Origin of the sequence: Bibersteinia trehalosi USDA-ARS-USMARC-188 (genome assembly GCF_000521725.1) — a bacterium.
In the GTDB taxonomy this organism is placed as follows: Bacteria; Pseudomonadota; Gammaproteobacteria; order Enterobacterales; family Pasteurellaceae; genus Bibersteinia; species Bibersteinia trehalosi.
In genome coordinates this window covers 361,182-386,900 of sequence record NZ_CP006954.1, presented here as the reverse complement: position 1 = coordinate 386,900, position 25,719 = coordinate 361,182, and the positions used below count along the sequence as shown (strand labels likewise).

24 protein-coding genes are annotated in these 25,719 nt (G+C 41.5%); 18 read left to right on the top strand and 6 right to left on the bottom strand.

What is annotated here, in order from left to right; translation table 11 throughout:
- Window positions 1–78: 78 nt before the first annotated feature.
- Window positions 79–1,065 (bottom strand): oxidoreductase, encoded by a 987-nt coding sequence (locus tag F542_RS01845; RefSeq protein WP_015433285.1) that lies wholly within the window; start codon window positions 1,063–1,065, stop codon window positions 79–81.
- Window positions 1,066–1,122: 57 nt separating this feature from the next.
- On the opposite strand from F542_RS01845, the gene ybaK reads away from it, so the two are divergent.
- The 8 genes from ybaK to mltF all read left to right on the top strand — a co-directional run bounded on the left by ybaK (window position 1,123) and on the right by mltF (window position 9,861).
- Window positions 1,123–1,596, top strand: a complete 474-nt coding sequence (gene ybaK, locus F542_RS01840) for a Cys-tRNA(Pro)/Cys-tRNA(Cys) deacylase YbaK (protein ID WP_025266764.1) — start codon at window positions 1,123–1,125, stop codon at window positions 1,594–1,596.
- 115 nt (window positions 1,597–1,711) lie between these two features.
- Window positions 1,712–1,984, top strand: coding sequence for a LexA regulated protein (gene ybfE, locus F542_RS01835; RefSeq protein ID WP_038442990.1), 273 nt, complete (start codon window positions 1,712–1,714; stop codon window positions 1,982–1,984).
- Between the two features lie 32 nt (window positions 1,985–2,016).
- Window positions 2,017–2,544, top strand: a complete 528-nt coding sequence (fldA, locus tag F542_RS01830; protein WP_015433288.1) for a flavodoxin FldA — start codon at window positions 2,017–2,019, stop codon at window positions 2,542–2,544.
- A gap of 15 nt (window positions 2,545–2,559) precedes the next feature.
- The gene (fur, locus tag F542_RS01825; protein WP_025266763.1) at window positions 2,560–3,006 is read left to right on the top strand and encodes a ferric iron uptake transcriptional regulator; all 447 of its coding nucleotides are present in this window, start codon (window positions 2,560–2,562) and stop codon (window positions 3,004–3,006) included.
- A gap of 99 nt (window positions 3,007–3,105) precedes the next feature.
- A complete protein-coding gene (locus tag F542_RS01820; protein WP_025266762.1) occupies window positions 3,106–5,760 on the top strand; it encodes an MlaD family protein in 2,655 nt (884 codons plus the stop codon).
- 32 nt (window positions 5,761–5,792) lie between these two features.
- Entirely contained in the window at window positions 5,793–6,302 is a 510-nt protein-coding gene (luxS, locus tag F542_RS01815; protein WP_015433291.1) for an S-ribosylhomocysteine lyase, read from the top strand.
- 97 nt (window positions 6,303–6,399) lie between these two features.
- A complete protein-coding gene (locus F542_RS01810) occupies window positions 6,400–8,235 on the top strand; it encodes an ABC transporter ATP-binding protein (protein WP_025266761.1) in 1,836 nt (611 codons plus the stop codon).
- A gap of 114 nt (window positions 8,236–8,349) precedes the next feature.
- Window positions 8,350–9,861 (top strand): membrane-bound lytic murein transglycosylase MltF, encoded by a 1,512-nt coding sequence (gene mltF, locus F542_RS01805; RefSeq protein ID WP_015433294.1) that lies wholly within the window; start codon window positions 8,350–8,352, stop codon window positions 9,859–9,861.
- A 128-nt stretch (window positions 9,862–9,989) separates the two neighbouring features.
- Here the strand turns inward: mltF and F542_RS01800 are convergent, their stop codons facing one another.
- Window positions 9,990–11,381, bottom strand: a complete 1,392-nt coding sequence (locus tag F542_RS01800; RefSeq protein WP_015433295.1) for an MATE family efflux transporter — start codon at window positions 11,379–11,381, stop codon at window positions 9,990–9,992.
- 80 nt (window positions 11,382–11,461) lie between these two features.
- Window positions 11,462–12,130, bottom strand: coding sequence for a bifunctional tRNA pseudouridine(32) synthase/23S rRNA pseudouridine(746) synthase RluA (gene rluA / locus F542_RS01795; RefSeq protein ID WP_015433296.1), 669 nt, complete (start codon window positions 12,128–12,130; stop codon window positions 11,462–11,464).
- Between the two features lie 104 nt (window positions 12,131–12,234).
- On the opposite strand from rluA, the gene F542_RS01790 reads away from it, so the two are divergent.
- The 4 genes from F542_RS01790 to F542_RS01775 all read left to right on the top strand — a co-directional run bounded on the left by F542_RS01790 (window position 12,235) and on the right by F542_RS01775 (window position 17,645).
- Complete coding sequence (locus tag F542_RS01790; RefSeq protein ID WP_015433297.1) at window positions 12,235–12,969, top strand: tellurite resistance TerB family protein; 735 nt, start codon at window positions 12,235–12,237, stop codon at window positions 12,967–12,969.
- Window positions 12,970–13,118: 149 nt separating this feature from the next.
- Window positions 13,119–13,940, top strand: coding sequence for a PRD domain-containing protein (locus F542_RS01785; protein WP_235118807.1), 822 nt, complete (start codon window positions 13,119–13,121; stop codon window positions 13,938–13,940).
- Window positions 13,941–14,232: 292 nt separating this feature from the next.
- Entirely contained in the window at window positions 14,233–16,116 is a 1,884-nt protein-coding gene (locus F542_RS01780) for a beta-glucoside-specific PTS transporter subunit IIABC (protein ID WP_015433300.1), read from the top strand.
- A gap of 59 nt (window positions 16,117–16,175) precedes the next feature.
- On the top strand, window positions 16,176–17,645 hold the full coding sequence (locus tag F542_RS01775; protein ID WP_015433301.1) for a glycoside hydrolase family 1 protein: 1,470 nt from the start codon (window positions 16,176–16,178) through the stop codon (window positions 17,643–17,645).
- 45 nt (window positions 17,646–17,690) lie between these two features.
- On the opposite strand, the gene F542_RS01770 is transcribed toward F542_RS01775, so the two are convergent.
- Together F542_RS01770 and F542_RS01765 are read right to left on the bottom strand one after the other, a co-directional pair.
- Window positions 17,691–18,221, bottom strand: coding sequence for a hypothetical protein (locus F542_RS01770; RefSeq protein ID WP_015433302.1), 531 nt, complete (start codon window positions 18,219–18,221; stop codon window positions 17,691–17,693).
- Window positions 18,222–18,285: 64 nt separating this feature from the next.
- Entirely contained in the window at window positions 18,286–19,191 is a 906-nt protein-coding gene (locus F542_RS01765) for a 1,4-dihydroxy-2-naphthoate polyprenyltransferase (protein WP_025266760.1), read from the bottom strand.
- A gap of 106 nt (window positions 19,192–19,297) precedes the next feature.
- Between F542_RS01765 and tsaA the strand changes: the two genes are divergently transcribed.
- From tsaA to ilvA, 6 genes are all read left to right on the top strand, one after another.
- Window positions 19,298–20,041, top strand: coding sequence for a tRNA (N6-threonylcarbamoyladenosine(37)-N6)-methyltransferase TrmO (gene tsaA, locus F542_RS01760; protein WP_025266759.1), 744 nt, complete (start codon window positions 19,298–19,300; stop codon window positions 20,039–20,041).
- Between the two features lie 48 nt (window positions 20,042–20,089).
- On the top strand, window positions 20,090–20,794 hold the full coding sequence (locus tag F542_RS01755; protein ID WP_025266758.1) for an SIMPL domain-containing protein: 705 nt from the start codon (window positions 20,090–20,092) through the stop codon (window positions 20,792–20,794).
- A 112-nt stretch (window positions 20,795–20,906) separates the two neighbouring features.
- Window positions 20,907–21,593 (top strand): aquaporin Z, encoded by a 687-nt coding sequence (gene aqpZ, locus F542_RS01750; RefSeq protein WP_015433306.1) that lies wholly within the window; start codon window positions 20,907–20,909, stop codon window positions 21,591–21,593.
- Between the two features lie 54 nt (window positions 21,594–21,647).
- On the top strand, window positions 21,648–21,800 hold the full coding sequence (locus F542_RS11040) for a hypothetical protein (protein ID WP_015433307.1): 153 nt from the start codon (window positions 21,648–21,650) through the stop codon (window positions 21,798–21,800).
- A gap of 128 nt (window positions 21,801–21,928) precedes the next feature.
- Complete coding sequence (gene slyD / locus F542_RS01745; RefSeq protein ID WP_015433308.1) at window positions 21,929–22,624, top strand: peptidylprolyl isomerase; 696 nt, start codon at window positions 21,929–21,931, stop codon at window positions 22,622–22,624.
- A gap of 205 nt (window positions 22,625–22,829) precedes the next feature.
- Window positions 22,830–24,356: a threonine ammonia-lyase, biosynthetic gene (ilvA, locus tag F542_RS01740; RefSeq protein ID WP_025266757.1), complete on the top strand. Its 1,527-nt coding sequence runs from the start codon at window positions 22,830–22,832 to the stop codon at window positions 24,354–24,356.
- A gap of 139 nt (window positions 24,357–24,495) precedes the next feature.
- On the opposite strand, the gene cgtA is transcribed toward ilvA, so the two are convergent.
- Window positions 24,496–25,674 carry an Obg family GTPase CgtA gene (gene cgtA / locus F542_RS01735; protein ID WP_015433311.1) on the bottom strand — a complete coding sequence of 393 codons (1,179 nt, stop codon included), beginning with the start codon at window positions 25,672–25,674 and terminating at the stop codon, window positions 24,496–24,498.
- Between the last annotated feature and the right edge of the window lie 45 nt (window positions 25,675–25,719).

The window sequence follows — 25,719 nt, the reverse complement described above, 5'->3', positions numbered from 1 at the left end:
TCACCGGGGTCAGATTATAGGGGAGCTATTTTATAAAGAAAATCCAATTAATTTTATTGTTTTAATTGTTATAAGCTATTAATAATCTAGTGCACTTATCAGTAACTGTACACTTAAAAACGCAAGACTAAACTTCTGCTCATCAGACACACTCCAAAATTGCACACTATGCTCATTTTTTTGCAGTAATTGGCTAATTTGTAAAGCATTACTCTCTTCATTTTCACCATTTTGTACTGCGGTAATCACCGCATTTTCATGAAAGTCCAGCCACGCCTGACTTTGCCATTGCTGGCTTAAATTTTCCACATCAAGAGGATACTCTGTTTGCACTGAGACCATTTGCGAAATACCATAAAAAACGGGTACTTGCACACTGTGGAATGTGGTACAAGCGGCTAGATTCGGCAAAATTTTTGCAAATTGCAGTTCAAAGGCTTTTGAAAACGGCAACGCTTTCTCCTCACCCTGCACATTCGCAGGGACGGCGTCAAAGGCCACTCTTGGTTTATCATCATCAAGTGGAATGCCATTTAACAACTGTGCTGTTTGCCCAGCTAATTCTCGCACTTTCTCATCGCCAAAATAGGCTGAAGGGAGTAATGAACTGACAAAAATCTGCTGGATAGGTTGGTCAAGCAATGGTCTTAAAGCTAAAACCAGCTGGCTAATTTGCGGATTTGCCAACGCGACAATATTTCGCTCACGTATATCAGCAACCATGTCATCATTTATACTCGGCACAATTACCGGCACATTCGCGATTAAAGCAGTGATGCCATAGAGATCCAATACAAGACACCCTGCCTGTACGGCTTTTGCTAAAATCTCTGCCTGCTCCATTTTACCCGCAAATAAAACGTGACTAAATTGCGACCAATCAACTTCATCTAATGCAAGCTGAGGGACAGCTCTTGCGCCAAAGCGCAGCGAATGCTCTTCACCAAAACTCTCTAATTCCACTGCAGAAATCTGCTCTATATCTAATTCACTCTGCTCTAATGCTTCCAATAATTTTTCTGCTAATAAAAAATCTGCTGCAATTGCTAAATGAAGATTTGCCATAATACTTTTCTCTCGTCAAAATAAAGGCATATTTTACGCTATTTTTGAGGAAAAACGATGACACCCGCTGTGAATCTATTAAAAAAGCAAAAAATTGATTTTAAATTACATCCCTACGAACATGATCCCAATAATACGAATTTTGGCCAAGAAGCCGTAGAAAAATTAGGTATTTCACCAGAACAAACTTTCAAAACCTTACTAGTCGCTGAAAATGGCGATCAAAAAAAATTGGCCGTGATGGTTGTACCTGTGGCAAAAATGCTCAATCTCAAAAAAGCGGCTTACGCCCTCTCGGTAAAAAAAGTGGAAATGGCAGACAAAGAAATTGCTCAAAAAACAACAGGCTATCTGTTAGGAGGAATCAGCCCCTTAGGGCAAAAAAAACGCTTAACCACCATCATTGATGCTTCCGCCTTGCAGTTTGCCTGCATTTATGTCTCAGGCGGTAAACGCGGCTTAGATATTGAACTTTCCCCACAAGATCTAAAGATTTTATTAAATGCAAATTTTTGCGAGATAGGTGAGTAAAATCGATTTGATAGCAATTCTTGCTATTCTCAACAAATAATGTTTATGGTATAGTTCGCAAAATTTTTTTCGTTAGCTCTCATTCTCATTAAGAGAGCAAAACCCACGAACTCAAATGGCAAAACAGGACACAGATTGTATAACCGAAGATCTGTTTGCTCTCGTACCTAAAGTGGGGCGACCTCGCACCAACCCTCTCAGCCGTGAACAACAAGTGCGCATCAATAAGCGTAATCAGTTACGACGCGACCGTTCATCAGGCTTAAAACGGGTGGAGCTAAAGCTACATGCCGATATGGTTGAAGCCTTAGAAAAAGAGGCGATCGCCAAAGGGGTTTCGCGGGGGCAATTGATTGAACGTATTTTAACTGAATATTTCAACGATTAATCGTTGAGTTTTAATTAGGAAAGGTAATTTAAATGGCAGCAGTGGTCGGTCTATTTTACGGCAGTGACACCGGAAATACAGAAAACGTCTCAAAAATGATTCAAAAACAACTCGGTGCAGAACTAGTTGATATTCGTGATATTGCAAAAAGCAGTAAAGAAGATATTGAAGCTTATGACTTTTTGCTATTTGGTATTCCAACTTGGTATTACGGAGAATCTCAAGCAGATTGGGACGACTTTATGCCAACCTTAAAAGAAATTGATTTTACCAACAAAATTGTTGGTATTTTCGGTTGCGGTGACCAAGAAGATTACGCAGAATATTTCTGTGATGCAATGGGCACTGTACGTGATGTTGTTGAGCCAAACGGTGGTACTATCGTTGGTTTATGGCCAACGGAAGGCTATTCATTTGAAGCATCACAAGCTTTAGTCGATGAAAATACATTCGTCGGCTTATGTATTGACGAAGATCGTCAACCTGAGTTAACGGAAGAACGCGTAAGCCGTTGGTGCAAACAAATTTTTGATGAAATGTACCTCTCGGAACTTGCCTAATTTGGAGGAAATCCCATGTCAGAAGAAAACATCAAACTATTAAAAAGCGTCGGTTTAAAAGTTACAGAACCCCGTTTGACAATCCTTCAGTTAATGCAGGATACTCGAGATGAAATGCAACATTTTTCTGCAGAAGATATTTATAAACTGCTCTTAGAGCGCCATTCGGAAATTGGCTTAGCAACAGTTTATCGCGTGTTAAATCAATTTGAGGAAGTGAATATCTTAACTCGCCACAACTTTGATGCCAATAAAGCTGTGTATGAGCTCAATTTCAATCACCAACACGATCATATTATCTGTACAGATTGCGGCAAAATTTTTGAGTTTAGTGATCCTGAAATTGAACGTCGCCAACGTGAGATCAGCCAAAAACACGGCATGGAACTCACTAATCACAGCCTGTATCTCTATGGTAAATGTAGTGATCTCCATAACTGTGATGAGAAAGACAAAAAATAATTTTTGCCTTTTATTTCCAGTATGATTTAACCAAGCGGTGGAATTTTGCAAAAAATTTGCAAAATTCCACCGCTTATGCGTATCTGTAAATTGCAAAATATGTCTGAGAATATTGAACAAAGCCTACCAGCTAAAATCCGCCAACCACGTAAAATTTCGCCCTTTTGGCTCTTACCAATAGTTGCGTTTTTTATTGGTGCATTACTTTTTTTTCAAATCCTTCAAGAGCAAGGCGAGAAAATTAAAATTCGCTTTAATGAAGGTGATGGCTTAAGTGCCGGTAAAACTTTAATTCGCTACCAAGGATTACAAATTGGGCAAGTGAAGAAAGTTTACTTTGTCGAAAATTTGAAAAAAGTCGAGGTTGAAGCAGAAATTAACCCAGAAGCCAAATCTATCTTAAAAGAAGGAACCAAATTTTGGGTGGTTAAACCAACCGCTTCTCTCGCAGGTGTTTCAGGGCTAGATGCTCTCGTTTCGGGTAACTATATTACACTCATGCCAACGGAAGATCCCGAAGCCAAAAGCCAGCATGAATTTATTGCTGAAGATGAACCACCAGCGATCAGCGTTACGGATGGTGATCTATTAATTCGACTAGTCTCACATGATCTTGGTTCATTAACTGTTGGGGCCAGCGTTTATTTTCGCAAAGTCCCCGTAGGCACTATTGCTGACTATCGCTTTACTCCAGATCAGAAAAAAGTCGAAATTGATCTAGTTATTGAGAAAAAATATGCCAATCTTGTAAAGCAAGACAGCCGCTTCTGGAACATTAGCGGAATTAATGTAGATGCAAGCTTTAGTAAAGGCCTAAATGTTAATGTAGAAAGTTTGGCTTCTGTTGTGCAAGGTGCTGTAGCATTTGATTCACCAGATGAGTCACCGACTGTTGAGCAAGGGCAAAAATTCGAACTGTTCGAGAGCTTAAAAGCCGCACAACGAGGGCAAGAAGTCAAAGTATTATTGCCAATGGTGGCAAATTTAAAGGTGAATGAAACGGCGGTTTATCATGAAAATGTACAAATCGGGACATTAATTCGCCTACAAATGCCAAATAAAGAGCAGAGTGATATTCCCAAAGGCATGTTGCGTGGCATCTTATTGATCGATCCAAATCACACTGATTTACTTCGGAGTAATACGCGTATTTTGCTTAAAGAACCACGTTTTAATTTAAACAAAGAGCAGATCAGTAAAATTGGCGAGCTCTTCCGCGGGCTTTATTTTGATCTCAGCGCAGGTGAAGGAGAACCCAAATTTGAATTTAATGTGCAAAAAGAGTCTGATTATCTACTCTCTCATCCAAATATTCTCGCGCTAAATCTAGAAGCGGCTCAGTCTTATGGTGTCGATCAAGGGCAGGGTATTTATTATAACGATGTACAAATTGGTGAAATTTTAAAGCGCCAGCTGAATTTAGAAAATGTAAGCTTTCAAGCAATTATTTTTCCTCCTTATCGTCATTTAGTAAGTGGGGAAAGCAGATTTATTGCAATCTCAAATCTGGATATGTCACTGAGTTTAGACGGATTAAAAGTGCATGCAGGATCACCAAGCGAGTGGTTAAAGGGCGGAATTCGTCTACTGCCAAGTAAATCAACCACTGCTGCAAAAAGCAGCTATCCACTCTATAAAGATATTGAGAGCGCAGAAGCTGGTATTCTTAATACTGAGAAACATGTGACACTAACATTAAATGCGAAGGAAATAGCCGGTATTGATAAAGGCTCATTGGTGCTTTACCGTAACTTCCAAATCGGTGAAATCTTGAAAATAGAGCCTAAAAAAGATCATTTTGAAGTCTCACTCTTTATTGAGCCTACACAGCGCAAACTGCTAAGTGAAAAAAGCCGATTTTGGATTGAACCCGCGGCACAAGTTGATCTCTCGCTCAATGGCCTAACGGTGCAAGCAGCCCCGTTAATGCGAACGCTAAAAGGCGCAATCAGTTTTGATAATGGTGGGACAAAAAGTGATAAAACTCTCTATCCTAGCTACCAGAAAGCAACAGCAACTAAAACATATATTACTTTAACAGCTAAAGATGCATCAAAACTGAGTAAAGGAATGCCAATAAAATACATGGGGCTAACAGTTGGTCAAGTTGAAAATCTACTTTTAGATAACGCCCATAAACAGATTAATGTCCGTGCATTTATTGAAAAGGAATACTACAGCATTATTGCCAAAGCAGGCAGTATATTCCGTACTATTTCGCCTGAAGTAGATACTACAGGTTTTAAAAACCTTGATGCCGCATTACAAAATTATATTAGCGTAGAGGCAGGCAATGGGCAGCATCAGTGGCATTTCCCGCTGAGTGATAGCCACAGTAAAACCAGTCAATATGGTAACGGTTTTCCAATTATTGTAGAAACCACAGATGCCGATGGCATTACACCTGATGCACCAGTATTGTATCGTGGTATGCAAGTGGGTATGGTACAACGCTTAAGTTTAAGCGAGTTAGGCGACAGAGTATTTATTCATTTGCTTATTGAGAATAAACACAAACATCTTGTTCGGAAAAACTCGCAATTTTGGGCAGCCTCAGGTTATACCATGGACGTGAGTTTAAGTGGTATCAGTATGAATTCCGGTACGATGTCACAGTTGCTTAATGGCGGTATTAGTTTCTCTACCCCTTCAGGTAAAGTGGTGCAACCACAAGCCGAAGCCAATCGTCATTTCCGATTACAGCGTAAAACCCCTGAAGGTGCTTTAGGTTGGGATATAGGAATTGCACAATAACTTAACATTACTTTTATTTTTGGAGTTAAAAAATGCCTTTATTAGATAGTTTTAAAGTTGATCATACTAAAATGCATGCCCCAGCTGTGCGTGTTGCTAAAACGATGACCACGCCAAAAGGCGATATTATTACGGTTTACGATCTTCGTTTTGTTCGTCCAAATGTGGAAATTCTTTCTCCTCGTGGCATTCACACCATGGAACATTTATTTGCTGGTTTTATGCGTGATCATTTAAATGCAGACGATGTAGAAATTATCGATATTTCGCCAATGGGGTGCCGTACTGGGTTCTATATGTCGTTAATCGGCTCACCATCAGCAGAACGAGTGGCTGATGCGTGGAAAAAATCGATGGAAGATGCACTAAATAAAGTGCCGGATGAAGCACATATTCCAGAACTCAATGAATACCAATGCGGTTCCTATAAAGAGCATTCGTTAGCCGATGCCCATGAAATTGCCCGTAACGTGCTAAAACAACCAATCGGCATTAACCACAATGAAGATTTAGCGTTAGATGAGAAATTGTTAAATCCATAATTTTTAGCCCCGCTTTATAAAAGCGGGGAGTCCCCTCAAACCAATAGATAGCTTATTGGTTTTATTTATTTGTTTTATTGGAAAGCAACTTATGAATATCCTAAATAAACTGTTTTCGTGGTTCGAAAGCCGTATCGATCCCTATCCCGATGAAATGCCAAGTACGCCAAAATCGGGCGTAGTCCCCTTTATTTGGGAAGCAACCAAAGGTATGCGTTTATATCTTGCATTGGTTGTTGTTCTCGTTGCCTTAATTGGCATTATTGAGGGTGTACTCTTCCAATATATGGGAGAACTCGTCGATTGGGTAAATAAATACTCCCCTACTGAACTCTGGGATACAAAAGGCTGGTCAATTATCTGGATGGGCATTGTCGCACTGCTTAGCGTAGTATTTGTTTTTCTAGGCAGTTCATTCCGTTTCCAAACATTACAAGGTGTATTTCCCATGCGGTTGCGCTGGAACTTCCACCGCCTAATGCTTGGACAAAGTATGGGATTCTATCAAGATGAATTTGCTGGGCGAGTGTCCGCTAAAGTGATGCAAACTGCTCTCGCTGTGCGTGATGTCATTATGACCTGTGCCGATATGTTGGTGTACACGGTTGTTTATCTTACCACCACAAGTGTTATCCTAATTCAGCTAGATAGCTGGCTATTCTTACCCTTTATTATTTGGATTGTCGTACTTGCAACTGTTATCCGTATTTATGTACCTAAACTCGCGACTGCCGCACAGGAACAATCTGATGCAAGAAGCCTGATGACAGGGCGCATCACTGATGCCTATTCTAACATTGCTACTGTGAAATTATTTTCACACGGCAACCGAGAATCTCGCTATGCCAAAGAATCAATGGAAGAGTTTATGGTTACAGTACATAAACAGATGCGTTTAGTCACCACTATCGAAACACTCACCTACTTCAATAGCATTTTCTTGATTGTGAGCACTGCGGCTATTGGGCTATGGCTGTGGGGAGCAAGCATTGTTACCGCAGGAGCAATTGCAACCTCCACCGCACTCGCACTGCGTATCAAAGGCTTATCACAATGGATTATGTGGGAATTTGCACGTTTATTTGAAAATCTAGGGACAGTACAAGATGGCATGATCACCTTATCCAAACCACATACGGTGGTAGATAAAGCGGATGCAACACCGTTATCCGTAGAAAAAGGTGAAATTAAATTTGAGCACGTCAATTTTGCTTATGATCCGAAAAAACCGTTACTTAAAGATTTCAACTTAACCATTAAAGCTGGCGAAAAAGTGGGTCTAGTGGGTCGCAGTGGGGCAGGTAAATCGACACTCACTAATCTACTTTTGCGTTTCTACGATGTGCAAAATGGGCAAATCTCGATTGACGGACAAGACGTGGCAGATATTACCCAAGAAAGCCTACGCTCACAAATCGGTTTAGTAACCCAAGATACTTCATTACTACACCGCTCTGTGCGTGAAAACTTAATGTACGGCAGACCTAACGCCACCGAAGAAGAAATGCTTAAGGCTGTTGAGCGTGCGGCAGCTGCAGAGTTTATCCCAAATCTGCAAGATGCCAAAGGCAGAACAGGCTTTGATGCTCACGTTGGTGAACGAGGTGTGAAACTCTCTGGCGGACAACGCCAACGTATTGCGATTGCCCGTGTGATGCTCAAAGATGCTCCAATTCTCTTACTCGATGAAGCAACCAGTGCGTTGGATTCCGAAGTGGAAGTGGCAATTCAAGAAAACCTAACCGAGTTAATGGAAGGCAAAACCGTTGTGGCAATCGCCCACCGCTTATCGACCATTATGGCAATGGATCGCTTAATCGTACTCGATAAAGGCGAAATCGTAGAACAAGGCTCACACGATGAACTACTCGCACTCGGCGGTGTGTATGCCAAACTCTGGGCACACCAAAGTGGTGGGTTCTTGCCTGAATAATCTTTGCAAGCGGGCATCTTTTGCAGAAAAAGTGCAAAAAATCACCGCTTGTTACTTTTGTAACCCAGCCGAAGTTTGCTAAACTTCGGCTTTATTTTTTAATGAGAAAATAGTTTGAAAGGATTAGCAATTCGCCTAGCTGCGGGGCTTGCATTATTACTTTGGGCTTGGGATATGGTTTTTCCTTGGCAACGAACCATGCAAGCCGAAGAAAACCGCTATCGTCAAATCCAACAACGCCAAGTGGTTCAGTTAGGCATGATCAACCACCCTATTTCCTATTTTGTTGCCGCAGAAGGCACATCTGGCATTGAATATGAACTAGCAAAAGCATTCGCTGATTTTATTGGTGTACAGTTAGAAATTAAGCCATTTGAAAATAGTGCGCAACTGTTTCATGCACTTGATAGCAACCAAATTGATATCGCTGCCGCAGGCTTACCTTTTCAAACAGAGCTTGCAACTCACTACCAAATTGGTGCTGGTTATTATTCTACCTCATGGCAAGTTGTCTATAAAAAGGGGACACAACGCCCATATAGCCTAGATGATTTAAAAGAAGAACTCGTTATTCCTGCCGGCTCTAGCGTATTACCAATTTTGCAATCACTAGCAGAGCGCCAGCCTAATCTAAAATGGCGCATAAGTGATCAATTTACCCAAGAAGAGTTACTCTTCCAAGTTGCCGATGGCACTATCCCTTATACTGTTGCCGTATCAGTGGATGTATCTGCGGCACAGCATATTAAACCGAATATTGCCATTGGCTTTGATCTGACTGATGAAAAACCCGTAGTATGGTATTTACAGAACAGTGTTTACAGCGAATTACAAGCTACCGTCTTAGAATTTATGAATCAAGCAAATGAAAGTGGCTTAATCTCTCGTATTGAAGAGAAGTATTTTAGCCATCTTTCACGCTTTGACTATGTTGATTCACAAAGCTATTTAAGAGCAATTGAGAAAATCCTGCCCAAATATCAATCACTGTTTGAAAAATATAAAGGTGACCTAGAATGGCAAATGTTAGCCGCAATTGCTTATCAAGAATCTCACTGGGATCCGAATGCAACCTCTCCTACAGGGGTACGTGGCATGATGATGCTGACCAAAGATACGGCTGATCGTATGCATGTAAGCAACCGCACAGATGCTGAGCAAAGTATCCGTGGCGGTTCAGAATATTTACATTTACTGATGAACCAACTGCCACAAACAATTAAATCAGAAGATCGTATTTGGTTTGGTTTAGCCGCATACAATATGGGCAACGGGCATTTACTTGATTTACGCCGGCTAACCAAACAGCTCGGCGGCGATCCTGATGAATGGCTAGATGTGAAAAAGAATTTACCGCTATTGGCAGAAAAACGTTACTATAGCAAGCTAAAATATGGCTATGCCCGCGGTTTTGAGGCATTACAATATGTAGAAAACATTCGGCGCTATTACAACAGCATTATCAACCATCAACGGATTGAGCAAGAGTTAAATGCCAGATTATCGGCAGAACAAACGCATAACGAACAAACTACCACAACAAACATTCCAGTACTTCTTGAAGGGGAACATCATGTTGAAGAAACGCAAACAGAAACAAAAAGCCAAGCGATTGAGAAACAATAATACTTTACGTCGCTTACGGCATATTTACCGACTAAAACGTCGTATTCATTCTCGCTATCGTGTTGGCTTTATGATGTGGCAAGAGCAGTAAAAATAAGCCTTTCTCTGTATGGAGAAAGGCTTATTGATTATTTTATCCGTTCTAATCTGGCAAGTAGATCCTCATCACTCAAGCATTGGATTTTCCGCATATAGTAAAAAAAGAACATCGCAGCAATGCTTAAACAAATGCAGAATACCAACCAGAAACCACTGGCAGCCATTGGCATTACTAACCAATCCGTTCTTGCCAAGACAATTCCAAGCGGCATACCAATCAACCAATAGCAAATGAGCGTAACACCTAAAATTGGTCGAGTATATTTATAACCACGTAAAATACCGTTACAAACCGATTGCACCGAGTCAGGAATTTGATAGATTGCAGAAAAAATCAATAAACTGGAGGCTATCGTAATTGAAGTAGGATCGCTCGTGAAAATATGCGGAATCCAATCTTTTAAACTTAAAATCACAACTGCCATGGCAAAAGCAATTAAGATGCAGGTAAAGATAGCATGGAACGTCAAGTATTTTGCTCCTTGTACATCCTTTGCTCCCAATGTCTGCCCTACCATGATGGTAGTCGCCATGCTAACTGAGAGAGGGATCATAAAAAATAACGAACTGGTTTGTAATGCCACTTGATGGCTTGCTACCACTTGCGCGCCCAATGGCGATAAAATTAATGATGAGGTAGCAAAAAGCATCACCTCAGTAAATAGAGCAAAACCAATTGGTAAACCGAGTTTTAATAATTTTACTTGCGTAACCCGATTTGGTTTTTCCCAAAAACGATTAAATAAACCAATATCCTTTTGTGACGAGCTACGATAGCAATAGTGCAAAATCAGTAAAAACATTACCCAGTTTACAATTGAAGTGGCAAGCCCACACCCCACAGCCCCCATTGCTGGCAAACCAAATTTACCAAACATAAAAATATAGTTCAGCGGAATATTGAGCAAAAGCCCAAAGAAGGTGATCAACATAGCAGGACGTGGATTAGACAGTCCATCATTAAAACAACGCAAATTCACTGCCATTAATGCAGGCAAAAGCCCGATACATAACATCGCCATATAATCCGCCGCTTTATGCGCAAAAGCCGCTGGCGTATCCATACTTTGTAAAATCCAATCACTGCCAAGATAAACGGTAAATAACGGCAGACTAAATAGCAATGCGATCCAAGAACCTTGCTTAACTTGGTGGGAAATTAGATGACGCTGATTTGAACCATTCAAATAAGAAACCGTTGGTGTAATGGCATTTAACACGCCAATTACAAACAGCAAAAGCGGGAAATAAATTGAGTTACTCACTGCAATAGCAGAGACATCATTATCGCTAATCATACCTGCCATCACAATATCTGCAAATCCCATGCCCGAGGAAGCAAGTTGCGAAATAAAGATCGGCAAAGCAAGCTTAAATAAATTTTTGGTATTTTGTGGATAACGATGCCATTGAAGATTCATAGTGACTCTTTTGTAAAATGTTGAAGAAAAACAACCGCTTGTTAGAACCTGCTGTTCATTTAGTTAATTAGCCGTAGCTGTTAAAATGTGGGCTGAGCGCTAAATGTTATCGCCTCATGCGTAATCGGGTGCGTAATCGTCAAACTTTCTGCATGCAAATACAACCGAGGGGCTAGGCTTTTTGCCAGTGGATTTGCATAAAACTTATCGCCTAGAATAGGATGCCCCAACGCCAAACAATGTACTCGTAACTGGTGTGAACGTCCAGTAATGGGGGTTAATTTTACCCGTGTCGTATTATTCGGATAGTGGGCTAATACTTCATAGTGTGTCTGGGCTTTTTTGCCTCTTTCATAGCAAATTTTTTGCCGTGGGCGGTTTTCCCAATCGCAAATAAGCGGGAAATCCATTACACCACAATCACCAATTTTCTCACCCAATTTACCCCAAACTATTGCGATATAGTGCTTTTTCGGCTCACGTTCCCGAAATTGGCGTTTTAATTCTTTCTCTGCCACCTTACTCAACGCAAATAATAAAATGCCACTGGTTGCCATATCTAGGCGGTGAGCCGGCTCGGTAAAACCATATTTTTGCTGCACACGTGTCATCGCACTATCAAAATATTCTGGGCGATTGCCAGGAACAGACAGCAAACCACTTGGTTTATTAATGACGAGAATGTGATTATCTTGATACACTACGTCTAGCCACGGATCTTGTGGCGGATGATATTCAATTAATGCCATAGAAAAATAACCTAAAAATTTTCGGCTATCTTAGCAGAAAATCGGAATTTTTTTGGCAGATTATGGTCTCAAATCCTGTCATTTTTCACAATAAGGAAATTACTATGAATTTCAACGACATTTTAAAAGGCGTGTTAGGTGCTGCAACTAACGGCTCAAACCAACAAGGAAAAAGCGATTTAGGCAATATCCTTAATTCAGTTTTAGGCTCGGTGGGCAGTAGCGCAAACCAAGGTAAATCTGATTTAGGCGGTATCTTAAATGCGGTATTAGGTACAGTAGGGCAAGCTAAAACTGGCAATACCGATGCCATTACGAAATTAGGCGGTGGTACAGCGTTAGTTGGTATTTTATCAATGGTGTTGGGAAGAAATGGCGGTGCGAACCTCACCAAGCTAGGTTCATTAGCAGCATTAGGTAGCATGGCATACAAAGCTTACCAAGATTATCAGAAAGCACAATCTGTTGCTCCATCACAGGATGTTGCACAATCTTTTGCAGCAGAAACCACCGACATCGGGAATGCTGTAATTTTACAAGCGATGATTGCAGCCGCCTATGCAGACGGTGAATTAGACGACAGCGAACAAGCAATCTTAGAAAAAGAAGCCGCAGATAACCCCGCCTTAGCTGAATTAGTTTCTCAGCCTGCAAGCGTACAAGAAATTGCCCAAAATGTTGGCAATAACCCAGCACTAGCAGCTCAAGCTTATCTTGCTGCGCGCTTAGTTTGCCAAGAACTTTCTCGTCAAGAGATCGTTTTCTTAAACGATTTGGCAAATGCGCTCGATCTAGAACCAGCCTTAGTTGAACAGCTAGAAAAACAAGCTGGATTTTAATTAAATAGCATTAACAATAACCCAAAGCAAAACCCTGAGATTTCCCCTCAGGGTTTTGCTTTTACAATCGCAATTTTCTGGCGTAAACTTCAAGAGGTGTTGCAAGGGAGAAAACGCTATGCTAAAAATCACTAAAATTTTCAATAATAATGCATTGCAAACCATCGATTTACTCGGATTTACTCGGCACAGAGTTAGTAGTCCTAGGCAAAGGCATTGCTTTTGGTAAGAAAGTTGGCGATTATGCTGATGAACAGCTGGTTGAGAAGACTTTCGCTATTACTAAAAATCCATTCTCCATTCGGCTACTTGAAATTCTTGAAGAAATCCCTAGCGACTATTTTCGTCTCACCAATCAAATCGTCAATCAAGCCAACCAGCGCCTTGGCACACAACTCAGCCAGATGATATATGTCAGTCTTACCGATCACCTCTTCCATGCGGTACAACGAGCACAGAAGGGGCAAAACTTTGGCAAAGGGCTCAGTTATGAAATTCGTCGCCTATATCGTACTGAATACCAGATAGGATTAGATGCGGTAGCACAGATCCAACAGCAATTTGATATCCAAATGGACGAAGATGAAGCCGCATTTATTGCCCTGCATATTTTTAATGCCAGAACCGATGCTGATATGCAAGAAACCTACCGTACCACACAAATTATTAAAGATATTCTCAACATTGTGAGCCACCATTTTCATCAACAGCTTAACGAAGAAAGCTACGACTACACCCGTTTTATTACGCATTTGCAGCACTTTGCTTTTCGCCTGTTCCAGCCCCAAACCATTTACAGTAGCCATGATGATTTTCTCTATACTCAAACACAAATTGCTTACCCAGAGGCTTTTCGCTGTGTTGAAAAAATTGCTCGCTACCTACAAAATCAATTTAATAAAGCCCTTAATCATGACGAACAACTCTATTTAATTATCCATATTCAGCGTGTCATCGGAGACAAGCGGTAAATTTTTGCTATTTTTCTGCAAAATGTGAAGCAGATCACAATTTAAAACATTATACGTTGCATTAAACATCAAAATCACCTAAATTCCCTTCTGTCAAGGTTGTAACCTTAAGGGCAAGGCTTGAATGGTTTGGATAAGATTACATATTCAAACCATTCAGGCTTTTTTTATACCTTGAATTCCATAAACACATTTAGGGTGTTACGTTTATTCGGCAAGCCTAAATTCCACTCCACAGTCAAACTGCGAGCGGAATTTAGGCTTTTTTGCTTTTCAAGCAGAGGAGCTCTTTATGGCAAAAGACTTCAGCAAACTCGCCGCAGAGATTGTCAAATTAGTCGGCGGCGAACAAAATATTCATTCACTGGTACACTGTGCCACTCGACTACGCTTTGTGCTAAAAGATAAAGCCAAAGCAAATAAAGATGCACTTAATCAAACCGCAGGGGTGATTAGTGTAGTAGAAAGTGGAGGACAATTTCAGATTGTCATCGGCAATAATGTCCCAAAAGTCTATGCACAAATTATGCAAATTGCCCAGATTGAAGCAGGAGGTGAAACCGACTTGCCAAAACCAAGCTTAATTAACCGTGCGATTGATTTCCTCTCAGGTTCTTTCACTCCTCTAATTGGCGTGATGGCAGGGGCTGGTATCTTAAAAGGTCTGATTGCAATTTTGCAGGTTACAGGCTTACTCGAAACAAGCGATGGCACTTACGCAGTACTTGATGCGGCAGCCAGTTCCACCTTCTATTTCTTGCCAATCTTACTTGCGATTACCTGTGCAAATAAAGTAAAAGCCAGCCCTTATATTGCGGTAGCCGTTGCTGGTGCATTACTTTATCCAAATATCGTAGAAATCACGGCGAAAGGTGAAGGGCTACATTTTCTGGGCTTCGAATTAGCAATGATGAACTACGCCTATAGCGTTATTCCAATTTTAATCGCTGTGTCTGTACAAGCCTACATACAACGTTTCTTTGAAAGCATTTGGCATGAGTCTGTCCGAAATTTCTTCGCTCCGGCTTGCACACTCTTGGTAATAGTGCCTTTTACTTTTGCAGTGATCGGCCCGATAGGCAGTGGTATCGGTAGTGGCATTGCAACCGTACTAGCTTGGTTGTATGACGCAAGCCCTATTGCAACTGGGATTGTAGTTGGTGCTATTTGGCAAGTATTAGTGATCTTCGGAATTCACTGGAGCATTGTGCCAATAATGATCAACAACATGGCGGTAGTTGGCTTTGATTTAATCGGTCCATTAACCGCAGCGGCTGTGCTTGGTCAAGCAGGGGCAACATTCGCTGTATTTTTAAAAAGCCGTGATCCACAAATTAAATCACTGGCCGGTTCCACCACCTTTAGTGGGGTACTCGGAATCACCGAACCGCTGATCTACGGTATAACCCTACGCTTTAAAAAACCATTTATCTGTGGCGTGATTGGTGGAGCTATTGGTGGAGCGCTGATTGGTTGGGGAGGAACTAAAATGTTTGCCTTTGGTTTCTCAGGTTTACTGCTTTACCCTGTGATTATTGGTGAAGGTAGCAATATCATTACTTACACCTTAGGTATGCTAACGGCATTTATCGCAGCAGGAGTACTCACCTATCTCTTCGGATATAGCGATACCATGCTACCCAACAAAAATGCCAACACAATGAAAGCGGACAAAACCAGCACGACTTCTCCTGTTTCCACCATTCCTTTGCAAAAATATAGCTTAATTAGCCCGCTTGCAGGTGAAGTGCATAAACTCAGCACCATTGCAGACCCGCTATTTGCGTCCGAGGCGCTGGGCAAAGGTATAGCCATTTTGCCAGAAAAAGGAGAATTACATGCCCCGATAAACGGCACAATCAGTTCTATTTTTGCAACCAAACATGCGATTAACTTAATCTCTGACGACGGGCTAGAAATCTTAATTCATGTTGGTATTGATACTGTCCAACTAAACGGAGAACATTTTGAGGTATTTGTCAAAGAAGGCGAACGAATTAGCACAGGACAACTACTTAGCCGTTTTGATATTGAGAAAATCAGCCAAGCAGGTTATTCACTCATGACCCCTATTATTATCGCCAATAGCGATGATTATCTGGATGTCATCACCACGACCGAGCCCCATATCTATCACGGCGAACCGTTGATGAAGGTAGTTGCCAATAAAGCATAAGATCGATGCATAAGACAAGCGGTCAATTTTTAACAAAATTTTACAAACAGGAGTAAAACATGAGTAGTTTAAAACCATTTCCAAATCATTTTCTCTGGGGCGGCGCAACTGCTGCTAACCAAATTGAAGGAGGCTTTGATTTAGGCGGTAAAGGGCTTTCCAGTGCAGATATGGTTGCCTATGTCCCTAAAGCGGAACGAGGGGCACATAGTGCATCTATAGAGGTCTCATCACAACGCATTGAAGATATTCTTGCAGGCAAATTCCAAGCACGTTTTCCAAAACGCGAGGGAATCGATTTTTACCATACTTACAAAGAAGATATCGCACTCTTAGCTGAAATGGGCTTTAAAATGTTCCGTATTTCACTACATTGGGCTCGAATTTTCCCGAACGGCTACGATGAACAACCAAACGAGGAAGGATTAGCTTTCTACGATCAAGTTTTTGATGAATTGCTCAAACACGGCATTCAGCCAATGGTGACACTCTGTCACTATGAAATCCCACTTGGTCTGGTGCAAAAATATAATGGCTTTTTAGATAGAGCCGTTGTTGGGCATTTTGTGCGCTATGCAGAAACCGTCTTCCACCGCTATAAAGATAAAGTGAAATACTGGCTCACCTTCAATGAAATTAATATGGTGACCATGCACAGCCCATATACCGGTGCGGGAGTAATATTAGATCGCATTCCGCCTGCAGAACGTGAAAATGCAAAATATCAAGCCCTGCACCATCAATTTATTGCCAGCAGCCTTGCAACCAAAGCGCTACATGAAATTATTCCCGATGCTAAAATGGGCTGTATGCTTGCACGCATGTTACACTATGCTTTGACCGCCGATCCTATCGACCAGCGCAAAGCTCAATGGGGCAATCAACAAAACCTCTTTTATACAGATGTACATGCACGTGGTGAATATCCAAAATATATGCTTCGCCACTGGCAAGAAAATAATGTACATATTCAAAAAGCCTTGGGCGATGATGCCATTTTAAAACAATACCCAGTCGATTTTATTTCGTTTAGTTACTATATGTCCGTTTGTGTTACCCAACACGAAGATCAAGGGGAAAAAGTAGGGGGCAACTTAATTGAGGGCGTAAAAAATCCTTACCTACAAGCCTCCGATTGGGGTTGGCAAATTGATCCGATTGGCTTACGTCTCACTTTAAATGAAATGTACGACCGCTATCAAAAACCACTATTTATCGTTGAAAACGGTTTAGGTGCTTACGATGTTGTGGAAGATGGCAAAATTCACGATAGCTATCGCATTGATTATCTACGCGCGCATATCGAACAAATGCAAGAAGCAATTAGCGATGGCGTGGAACTTTGGGGCTATTTGGAATGGGGGCCTATTGATCTGGTGAGTATGTCTACCTCTGAAATGTCCAAACGCTACGGCTTTATCTATGTAGACATTGATGATGATGGTAACGGTAGCCGCCAGCGCCTACGCAAGGATTCCTTCTTCTGGTATAAAAAAGTGATCGCTTCAAACGGTGCAGATCTCGCTTAATTATTCTAAAACAATGCCCTCAAACTATCCTTTGAGGGCATTTCGTTAATTTAATTCGTAAAGTGTTACACCACATTCTTGGCTAGATTGGCTTGGCACGACCTCATAATCCTTTCCAGCCTTCGCAGTAAAAGTTATTTTATTACCAGTACAATAAGCATAGCTGATGATCACATTTCCTACGGCATCTTGAAATTTATGTGGTGGGGTAGAAATTGAGTTATTTACTGTAATTTCAGCATTAGCAGGAATAATAAACTCCTTAAAGAAAGGGGTTGAACCAATAACCGAGAATTGGCTTGGATTTTTGCTAAATATTGTCTCAGGCATACCAAGACTTTCATTGCCTTTTAGCCCAACGAGTGAAGAGAGCGCTTGCCCCATTCCACCACCCACGCTGATTTTCTCTTTTTGACCCGCAAGATTAACTTCCATAACTGTAGGCCTGCCATTTTGTCCAAACAAACGAATCCTTGCCTGATTTTCAACACTGTACTGACTTTGGCTTGTTGATAATTCCGTATTTACGCAGCCTGAAAGTAAGAGTGCGAGAAAAGATAGTGCAACTTTTTTCATTGAGTTCTCCTATTTAAATGTAAGCGGTTAATTTTGCAGAAAATTTTGCAAAATCCCCCGCTTGTTAAAAGACCAACCCCATACTAAATAACACATTTGTGAGCAACGCTAAGCCTGCCATCTGCCCTAAAATAGGCCGTAATTCACTAGGATCTTTATGTTGATACACAAAATATCCGTGTTTGGCTAATAATGGCACAGCAAGTAAAAATACAAAACTATACCAATGTTGAAAAGCAAACAAACCAAAAATGAAATAAGACAATACCGCTAATACCAGTAAGACAAGGTGATAACAACGACCATTCTGGCTGCCAATCCGCACAATCAAGGTCGTTTTGCCCGCTTTACGATCTTGTTCAATATCCCGCAGATTATTGATATTTAACACGGCAACGGAAAGTAAACCACAACCTAACGCAGGCAAATAAATCAGCAATGGCACACTATGAGCTTGCAGATAGAATGTGCCTAATACCGCTAAAAAACCAAAAAAAATCAGCACAGAAATATCACCTAACCCCAAATAGCCATAGGGTTTTTTCCCGACCGTATAAGTAATAGCAGCAATAATTGCGATAATGCCGAGACTCAAGAAAACGACTAAATCTTGCAATGATTGATAGGCATAAGCAATAAGCGATACCCCAGACAAAAAGCTCAGTGCCCCAACGATATAAAGTGATTTTTTAAGCTGCTCACCATTAATTGCCCCATGCTGAATTGCTCGCTTTGGCCCGATACGCTCTGCCGTATCCGAGCCCTTAATATGATCACCATAATCATTGGCAAAATTAGACAGAATTTGTAATAAAGTCGTGGTTAGTAAGGCAAGCAGGGTTGTTAGCCAATCAAAATGCCCTGCCCAATATGCCAATGCCGAACCGACTAAAATAGAAGCCAATGCTAATGGCAATGTTTTTGGGCGTGCAGTACTAAACCAAATTGAAAATGTTGAATTTTTATTCATTGTTATCCCGTTTACGACAAATTTCTGCGCTTTTACTTTCAAAGCGAAGCATATTATTACAAAATAACGACTTTGTTTTTGATTTTTAGCAGAAAATTAACACTTTATGCCGAGTACATTCACAAGTCTGACCATCCAGCCAATCGGTGTGATGGAAAGCCCGTTTGATGAAAAATTTGCCGTGCCTCGGCAACCGAATTTAGTGCAGGAAGGTCACGGCATTTTGCGTTTGCTACCGCCGTTTAATCAAGCAGATGCTGTGCGTAGTATTGAGCAATTTAGCCATCTCTGGCTTATTTTTCAGTTTCATCAAATTCCTGAGCGTAGCTGGCATGCAACCGTACGTCCTCCTCGCTTAGGTGGAAATGAGCGAATCGGCGTTTTCGCAAGCCGAGCCACTCATCGTCCTAACCCGATTGGATTGTCAAAAGTGGCACTGCGTAAGGTTGAAATCAGTAACGGCGAAGTTTTGTTACATTTAGGTAGCGTAGATTTAGTCAATGGTACGCCTATTTTAGATATTAAGCCTTATATCGCCTATGCAGACAATGAGCCAAATGCACTTTCCGGCTTTGCACAACAAAAGCCACCTGCAACATTAAGCGTAGAATTTAGCCCCGAAGCACAGCAAGCGGTGCAAAATTGTTCAAATTTTGCAAAATTTTCAATTTCCAATCCGCTAAACTTTATCCGTGAGGTTTTAGAACAAGACCCGCGCCCCGCTTATCAACAAGGTAAAGCCAGTCAGCGAATTTATGGTATGAGTTTGGCAGGCTGTAATATTAAATGGCAAATAGATGCTGAAAATTTCGGCAAAGCCATTGTTTTGAGCGTAACTGAGGGAACTTAGCTTAATCAAATCACTCTAAGCTCGGCAATTTTGATAAGGAGACAAACCATGAAATTAACACATTCTCTGATGCTTGCAATGATGACTCTCGGATTCGCGCTACATGCTCATGCACAGCCTGCCCCTCATGAAAAAGGCGCGACCTTTCAATTTTCAACCCAAGTGAGTCGTACGGTTGAGAAAGATTTAATGACTGCCGAAGTATTCAGTCGTAAAGCCGGTAAAAAACTACCAGAATTGAAAAAAGCAGTCTCAGCGAACTTAAACAAAGTGCTTGAACAAGCCAAACAAAATGCAGATATTGAGCTAATTGCCGAAGGCATTTCAAACTACGCGGATTATGATCAAAAAGGCAAGGTAATAGGCTGGGTGGCAGAAGGGCGAATTCGCTTAATCAGTAAGAATTTTGATGCTATAGCCAATATCCTTGACCATTTAGATGAGGAAATTGCTATCACTGCTATTGATTTTAGCGTTTCACCAGAAAAAGCTGCGGCTTTAGAGGATGAGATGACATTAGAAATTATCAAACAGTTTCAACATAAAGCCGAAATCATTCAAAAAGGGTTAAATGCCCAAAAATATACACTGACAGAGGTGCAATTAAATACGCCAAACGGCTATGCACCACATGATGAGAGTAGAATGTACGCATTAAGTAGCGCCAAAATGGCAACAGAGAACAAATTGCCACTAGAAGCAGGCAAACAGCTCATCAGCGCCACAGCCTCTGGTAAAGTGGTTTTTGAATAATAGAATTAGATAAGTAGGCGGAGCCTGCTTTGCTAATAATGCCGATAGTCGGCAATTCACTCGGACGATACGCAAAAACGTATTGAACATTTACCTTAAAAGGAACTTAAACATGAAAAAATATTTTGCCGAATTTTTCGGTACATTCTGGTTAGTATTTGGTGGTTGTGGTAGCGCAGTATTAGCAGCAGGTATCCCTGATTTAGGTATCGGCTACGCTGGCGTTTCATTGGCTTTCGGTTTAACCGTATTAACCATGGCTTATGCGGTTGGTCATATCTCTGGTGGTCACTTCAACCCTGCTGTATCTATCGGTTTATTAGTCGGTGGTCGTTTCAACAGCAAAGACTTACTACCATACATTGCATCACAAGTTTTAGGTGCAATCGCGGCAGCCGCTGTGCTTTATACTATCGCATCTGGCGCTACAGGCTTTGATGCAACTGCTGGTTTTGCAAGCAACGGTTATGCAGAGCACTCTCCACACGGTTATAGCTTAGTTGCTGCGCTATTAATTGAGATCGTATTAACCGCCTTCTTCTTAATCATCATTATGGGCGCAACAGATAAACGTGCACCGGCAGGTTTTGCCCCAATTGCAATCGGTTTGGCTTTAACCTTAATCCACTTGATCAGTATTCCTGTCACCAACACCTCTGTAAACCCTGCACGCTCTACTGGTGTTGCACTCTTCCAAGGTAGCTGGGCTATTGAACAATTATGGTTATTCTGGGTTGCACCAATCGTTGGTGCGGTAATTGGCGCATTGGTTTACCGTTTCATTGCAGAAGAAAAATAATCTCACTTTGATTGTAACCCCATCGCTGATGGGGTTTCTTGTTTAAAACTCGATATGCAAAAATTGATTTTTCTTATTACCTCAACTTGCTTGTTAAGCGGCTGCTTAGTTACCTCGGTAGTTGGTGCAGCAGCCTCAGTTGCTGGCGCAGCAGTGAGTACTGCTGTTACCGTGGTAGATGCAGTTACCCCGGATATCACAGATTAACAGCAAATTGTAAAAACCGGACCGCTTGTAGATTATGCAACAAGCGGTCTTTTTTTGGGGAAAATTTGCAAATCCCCAACAAACCGTTACAATGCTTGAACTTTTACACTTAAAGAAAGGAATTTAAAATGAAAATCGCAAAAAATCTTGTGCCAAGCATCGCTTACCAAGTTCGTACTCAAGATGGCGTATTAGTCGATGAAGCACCTGTTGAACAACCGTTAGAGTATCTACACGGTCATAATAACCTTGTGGTGGGCTTAGAAAATGCTTTAGAAGGTAAAGCCGTGGGTGAGACTTTTGAAGTGCGTGTAAAACCTGAAGAAGGCTATGGTGAATATAACGACAATATGGTGCAACGTGTGCCAAAAGATGTATTTATGGGCGTAGATGAATTAGAAGTGGGTATGCGTTTTATTGCAGATACAGACATTGGTCCATTACCGGTCGTTATCACTGAAGTAGATGGCGATGAAGTAGTGGTGGACGGTAACCACATGTTAGCAGGCCAAGAGTTGCTATTCTCTGTGGAAGTAGTCTCAATCCGTGAAGCAACCCTCGAAGAGATTGCTCACGGTCATATTCACGGCGAGCATGGTGGCTGCTGTGGTGGGCATGACAGCGATGAAGAAGGTCACGGCTGTGGCTGCGGCGGTCACCACCACCATCATCACCACAATGGCTGTGGCTGCGGAGGTCATCATCACGAAGAAGCTCATGAAGGCTGCTGTGATGAGCATCATCACCATCATCATAATGGTGAATGCTGTGATGAACATCATCACCATCATCACACAGCTGATGAAAAATGCAATAAACAGTAATTTTTATTCAATGACGGGGGATTTTGTCCCCCGTTTTTTGATCAGAATAAAAAAATAGAAAAATCGAAACAATTTATAGCTTACTCCCCTGCTGATTTCTATCTCTGAACGAAATCAAAATATGTTTCTTCTCAAAAACAACTGTATTGAAACAGTGAATTTAGAAGGGAAAATATATTCAGCTATACAAACACAGGAAAACAAAATGAGTGATAACCAGCAAATGAACGGCACGGATTATCTACGTGCTATTGTCAGTTCAAAAATCTACGATCTTGCCCAACATACTCCCCTACAAAAAATGGAAAAACTTTCTGAGCGTTTGGGAAATACTATTTTCATTAAACGGGAAGATCGACAGCCAGTACACAGCTTCAAGCTACGTGGTGCTTATGCCATGATTTCGAATCTCTCGCCTGCCCAAAAAAATGTGGGGGTGATCACCGCCTCAGCCGGCAATCATGCACAGGGTGTAGCGCTTTCAGCAAAGCATCTTGGGCTACGCGCATTAATTGTCATGCCACAAAACACGCCCTCAATTAAAGTGGATGCAGTGCGAGGATACGGTGGTGAAGCATTATTATTTGGTGCAAATTTTGATGAAGCTAAAGCCAAGGCGATTGAATTATCTCAAGAACTTGGTATGACTTTTATTCCACCTTTCGATCATCCTCTGGTCATTGCAGGGCAAGGTACTATTGGTATGGAGCTACTACAGCAACATTCCGATCTGGATATGATATTTGTTCCCGTTGGTGGCGGTGGGCTAATTGCAGGGATTGCGACACTCATCAAACAACTAGCTCCTGAGATAAAAATTATCGGAGTGGAAAGTAAGGATTCTGCTTGCCTGTATCATGCATTAAAAAAGGGGGCTCCTTGCGATCTTGAGCGTGTAGGATTATTTGCCGATGGGATTGCGGTTAAACGCATTGGTGATGAAACCTTCCGTCTTTGCCAGCAATATGTAGATGATATTGTGCTAGTAGACAACGATGAAATTTGTGCTGCCCTAAAAGATATTTTTGAAAACGTACGCGCAATTGCCGAACCAAGCGGCGCAACTTCCTTAGCTGGTTTGAAAAAATATGTTGAGCAACATCATCTACAAGGAAAAAATTTAGCCTGCGTGCTTTCTGGAGCAAATCTCAATTTCCACACACTACGCTATGTTTCTGAACGCTGCGAAATTGGTGAAAAACACGAAGCCTTACTGGCTGTAACCATTCCTGAGCAAAACGGCAGTTTCTTAAAATTCAGTGAAGTACTGGGTAATCGAGCCGTCACAGAGTTTAATTATCGCCATTCAGATGATACTCAAGCGTGTATTTTTGTTGGGGTACGTGTTTCAGGCAAAACAGAAATTGCCGAAATTATTACCGATCTCCAACACAATGGTTATGATGTTACCGATATGTCAGATGACGAAATCGCCAAAACACATATTCGCTATATGGTGGGAGGCAGACCACAAAGTATTGTACGCGAGCAGCTCTATAACTTCGAATTCCCAGAACAAAAAGGCGCGCTACGCAAATTCTTGGAAACCTTAATCAACTGGGATATTTCATTATTCCATTACCGGGCTCACGGTGCAGATTATGGCGATATTTTGGCTGCATTTATTGTGCCGGAGCAAGATCAAACCACCTTCGAGCAAGATTTAGCTAAATTAGGCTATACTTATGAAAATGTTAGCCAAAGTCCCGCTTATCGCTATTTTCTTAAATAGTAACCTTTTCAAGTACGCCCTTAAAGCTCGTGCTTCTAAGCAGATAGAAAAAGCAAATCAAGCGACTTGAAAATAAAACAGCACGTACTTGAAAATGACTCAAATACGTGCTGTTAATTTTTGTGTTATCTCAATGCACTTAACGACGTTCGTAGATAATCTCTACCCCTTCGTCATCCTCTTCTGTCCAACCATCGTCGTCTAAGTCATCCCAATCATCTTCAGTAATTGGATTTTGCATTGCTTGTTGATGGTAATCATCCCATTTGAACGCAACTTCTTCAGTTGCTTTTTCTTCTGCCTCAAGACGCGGATTAGCCTCAATGAAGTCCATAATATCACGAGTTAAATCTTGTACATTTTGCCCTGTTGCGGCAGAAATTAAGTAATAATCACCTTCCCAACCAATTTCTTCACAGATTTTGTCTGCAATTTCACGAGCTTCTTCTTCGCCAATCGTATCAATTTTATTGAAGACTAACCACGTTGGTTTTTCTGATAACTTTTCACTGTATTGGAAGAGTTCGCTTTCAATAATTGAGATATTTTGAGCAGGATCGCTTTCATCAATTGGTAAGATATCCACTAAGTGAATTAATACACGGCAGCGCTCTAAGTGTTTTAGGAAACGGATCCCTAAACCAGCGCCGTCCGCCGCGCCTTCGATCAATCCCGGAATATCCGCCACCACGAAACTGCGATCAGAGCCTACGCGAGCTACACCTAAACTTGGTACAAGTGTAGTAAATGGATAATCGGCAACTTTCGGTTTTGCCGCAGAAACCGCACGGATAAAGGTTGATTTGCCTGCATTAGGTAACCCAAGCATCCCCACATCAGCCAGCAGCATAAGCTCAAGCTGTAAATCACGTTTTTCCCCGGGCGTGCCATTGGTTTTTTGACGTGGTGCACGATTTACCGAAGATTTAAAACGGGTATTCCCTAAACCGTGATAGCCGCCTTTGGCCACCAGCATTTTCATTCCGTGCTTAGTCAAATCGCCCAGCACCTCTTGGGTATCATTATCGATTGCGCGCGTTCCAACTGGTACACGCAAAGTGATATCTTTACCACGATGCCCAGTACAGTCAGAGCTACGTCCATTTTCACCACGCCCAGCGGCAAAACGCTTGGTAAAACGGTAATCGATAAGTGTATTTAGATTCTCATCTGCAACTAGATACACATCACCGCCATCACCGCCATCACCGCCATCCGGCCCGCCTTTCGGGATAAACTTTTCACGGCGGAAACTGACACAACCATTACCGCCATCGCCAGCTTCAACACGAATTAGTGCTTCATCAATAAATTTCATTATTCTATTCTCCTGTAACTTCTTTCGCTGAATACCATAGAAAGA

What these genes read in the sequence shown, in the direction of transcription:
- F542_RS01845 (WP_015433285.1), bottom strand. Translation starts at nt 1,065, where the DNA reads ATGGCAAATCTTCATTTAGCAATTGCAGCAGATTTTTTATTAGCAGAA.
- ybaK (WP_025266764.1), top strand. Translation starts at nt 1,123, where the DNA reads ATGACACCCGCTGTGAATCTATTAAAAAAGCAAAAAATTGATTTTAAA.
- ybfE (WP_038442990.1), top strand. Translation starts at nt 1,712, where the DNA reads ATGGCAAAACAGGACACAGATTGTATAACCGAAGATCTGTTTGCTCTC.
- fldA (WP_015433288.1), top strand. Translation starts at nt 2,017, where the DNA reads ATGGCAGCAGTGGTCGGTCTATTTTACGGCAGTGACACCGGAAATACA.
- fur (WP_025266763.1), top strand. Translation starts at nt 2,560, where the DNA reads ATGTCAGAAGAAAACATCAAACTATTAAAAAGCGTCGGTTTAAAAGTT.
- F542_RS01820 (WP_025266762.1), top strand. Translation starts at nt 3,106, where the DNA reads ATGTCTGAGAATATTGAACAAAGCCTACCAGCTAAAATCCGCCAACCA.
- luxS (WP_015433291.1), top strand. Translation starts at nt 5,793, where the DNA reads ATGCCTTTATTAGATAGTTTTAAAGTTGATCATACTAAAATGCATGCC.
- F542_RS01800 (WP_015433295.1), bottom strand. Translation starts at nt 11,381, where the DNA reads ATGAATCTTCAATGGCATCGTTATCCACAAAATACCAAAAATTTATTT.
- rluA (WP_015433296.1), bottom strand. Translation starts at nt 12,130, where the DNA reads ATGGCATTAATTGAATATCATCCGCCACAAGATCCGTGGCTAGACGTA.
- F542_RS01790 (WP_015433297.1), top strand. Translation starts at nt 12,235, where the DNA reads ATGAATTTCAACGACATTTTAAAAGGCGTGTTAGGTGCTGCAACTAAC.
- F542_RS01785 (WP_235118807.1), top strand. Translation starts at nt 13,119, where the DNA reads ATGCATTGCAAACCATCGATTTACTCGGATTTACTCGGCACAGAGTTA.
- F542_RS01780 (WP_015433300.1), top strand. Translation starts at nt 14,233, where the DNA reads ATGGCAAAAGACTTCAGCAAACTCGCCGCAGAGATTGTCAAATTAGTC.
- F542_RS01775 (WP_015433301.1), top strand. Translation starts at nt 16,176, where the DNA reads ATGAGTAGTTTAAAACCATTTCCAAATCATTTTCTCTGGGGCGGCGCA.
- F542_RS01770 (WP_015433302.1), bottom strand. Translation starts at nt 18,221, where the DNA reads ATGAAAAAAGTTGCACTATCTTTTCTCGCACTCTTACTTTCAGGCTGC.
- F542_RS01765 (WP_025266760.1), bottom strand. Translation starts at nt 19,191, where the DNA reads ATGAATAAAAATTCAACATTTTCAATTTGGTTTAGTACTGCACGCCCA.
- tsaA (WP_025266759.1), top strand. Translation starts at nt 19,298, where the DNA reads ATGCCGAGTACATTCACAAGTCTGACCATCCAGCCAATCGGTGTGATG.
- F542_RS01755 (WP_025266758.1), top strand. Translation starts at nt 20,090, where the DNA reads ATGAAATTAACACATTCTCTGATGCTTGCAATGATGACTCTCGGATTC.
- aqpZ (WP_015433306.1), top strand. Translation starts at nt 20,907, where the DNA reads ATGAAAAAATATTTTGCCGAATTTTTCGGTACATTCTGGTTAGTATTT.
- F542_RS11040 (WP_015433307.1), top strand. Translation starts at nt 21,648, where the DNA reads ATGCAAAAATTGATTTTTCTTATTACCTCAACTTGCTTGTTAAGCGGC.
- slyD (WP_015433308.1), top strand. Translation starts at nt 21,929, where the DNA reads ATGAAAATCGCAAAAAATCTTGTGCCAAGCATCGCTTACCAAGTTCGT.
- ilvA (WP_025266757.1), top strand. Translation starts at nt 22,830, where the DNA reads ATGAGTGATAACCAGCAAATGAACGGCACGGATTATCTACGTGCTATT.
- cgtA (WP_015433311.1), bottom strand. Translation starts at nt 25,674, where the DNA reads ATGAAATTTATTGATGAAGCACTAATTCGTGTTGAAGCTGGCGATGGC.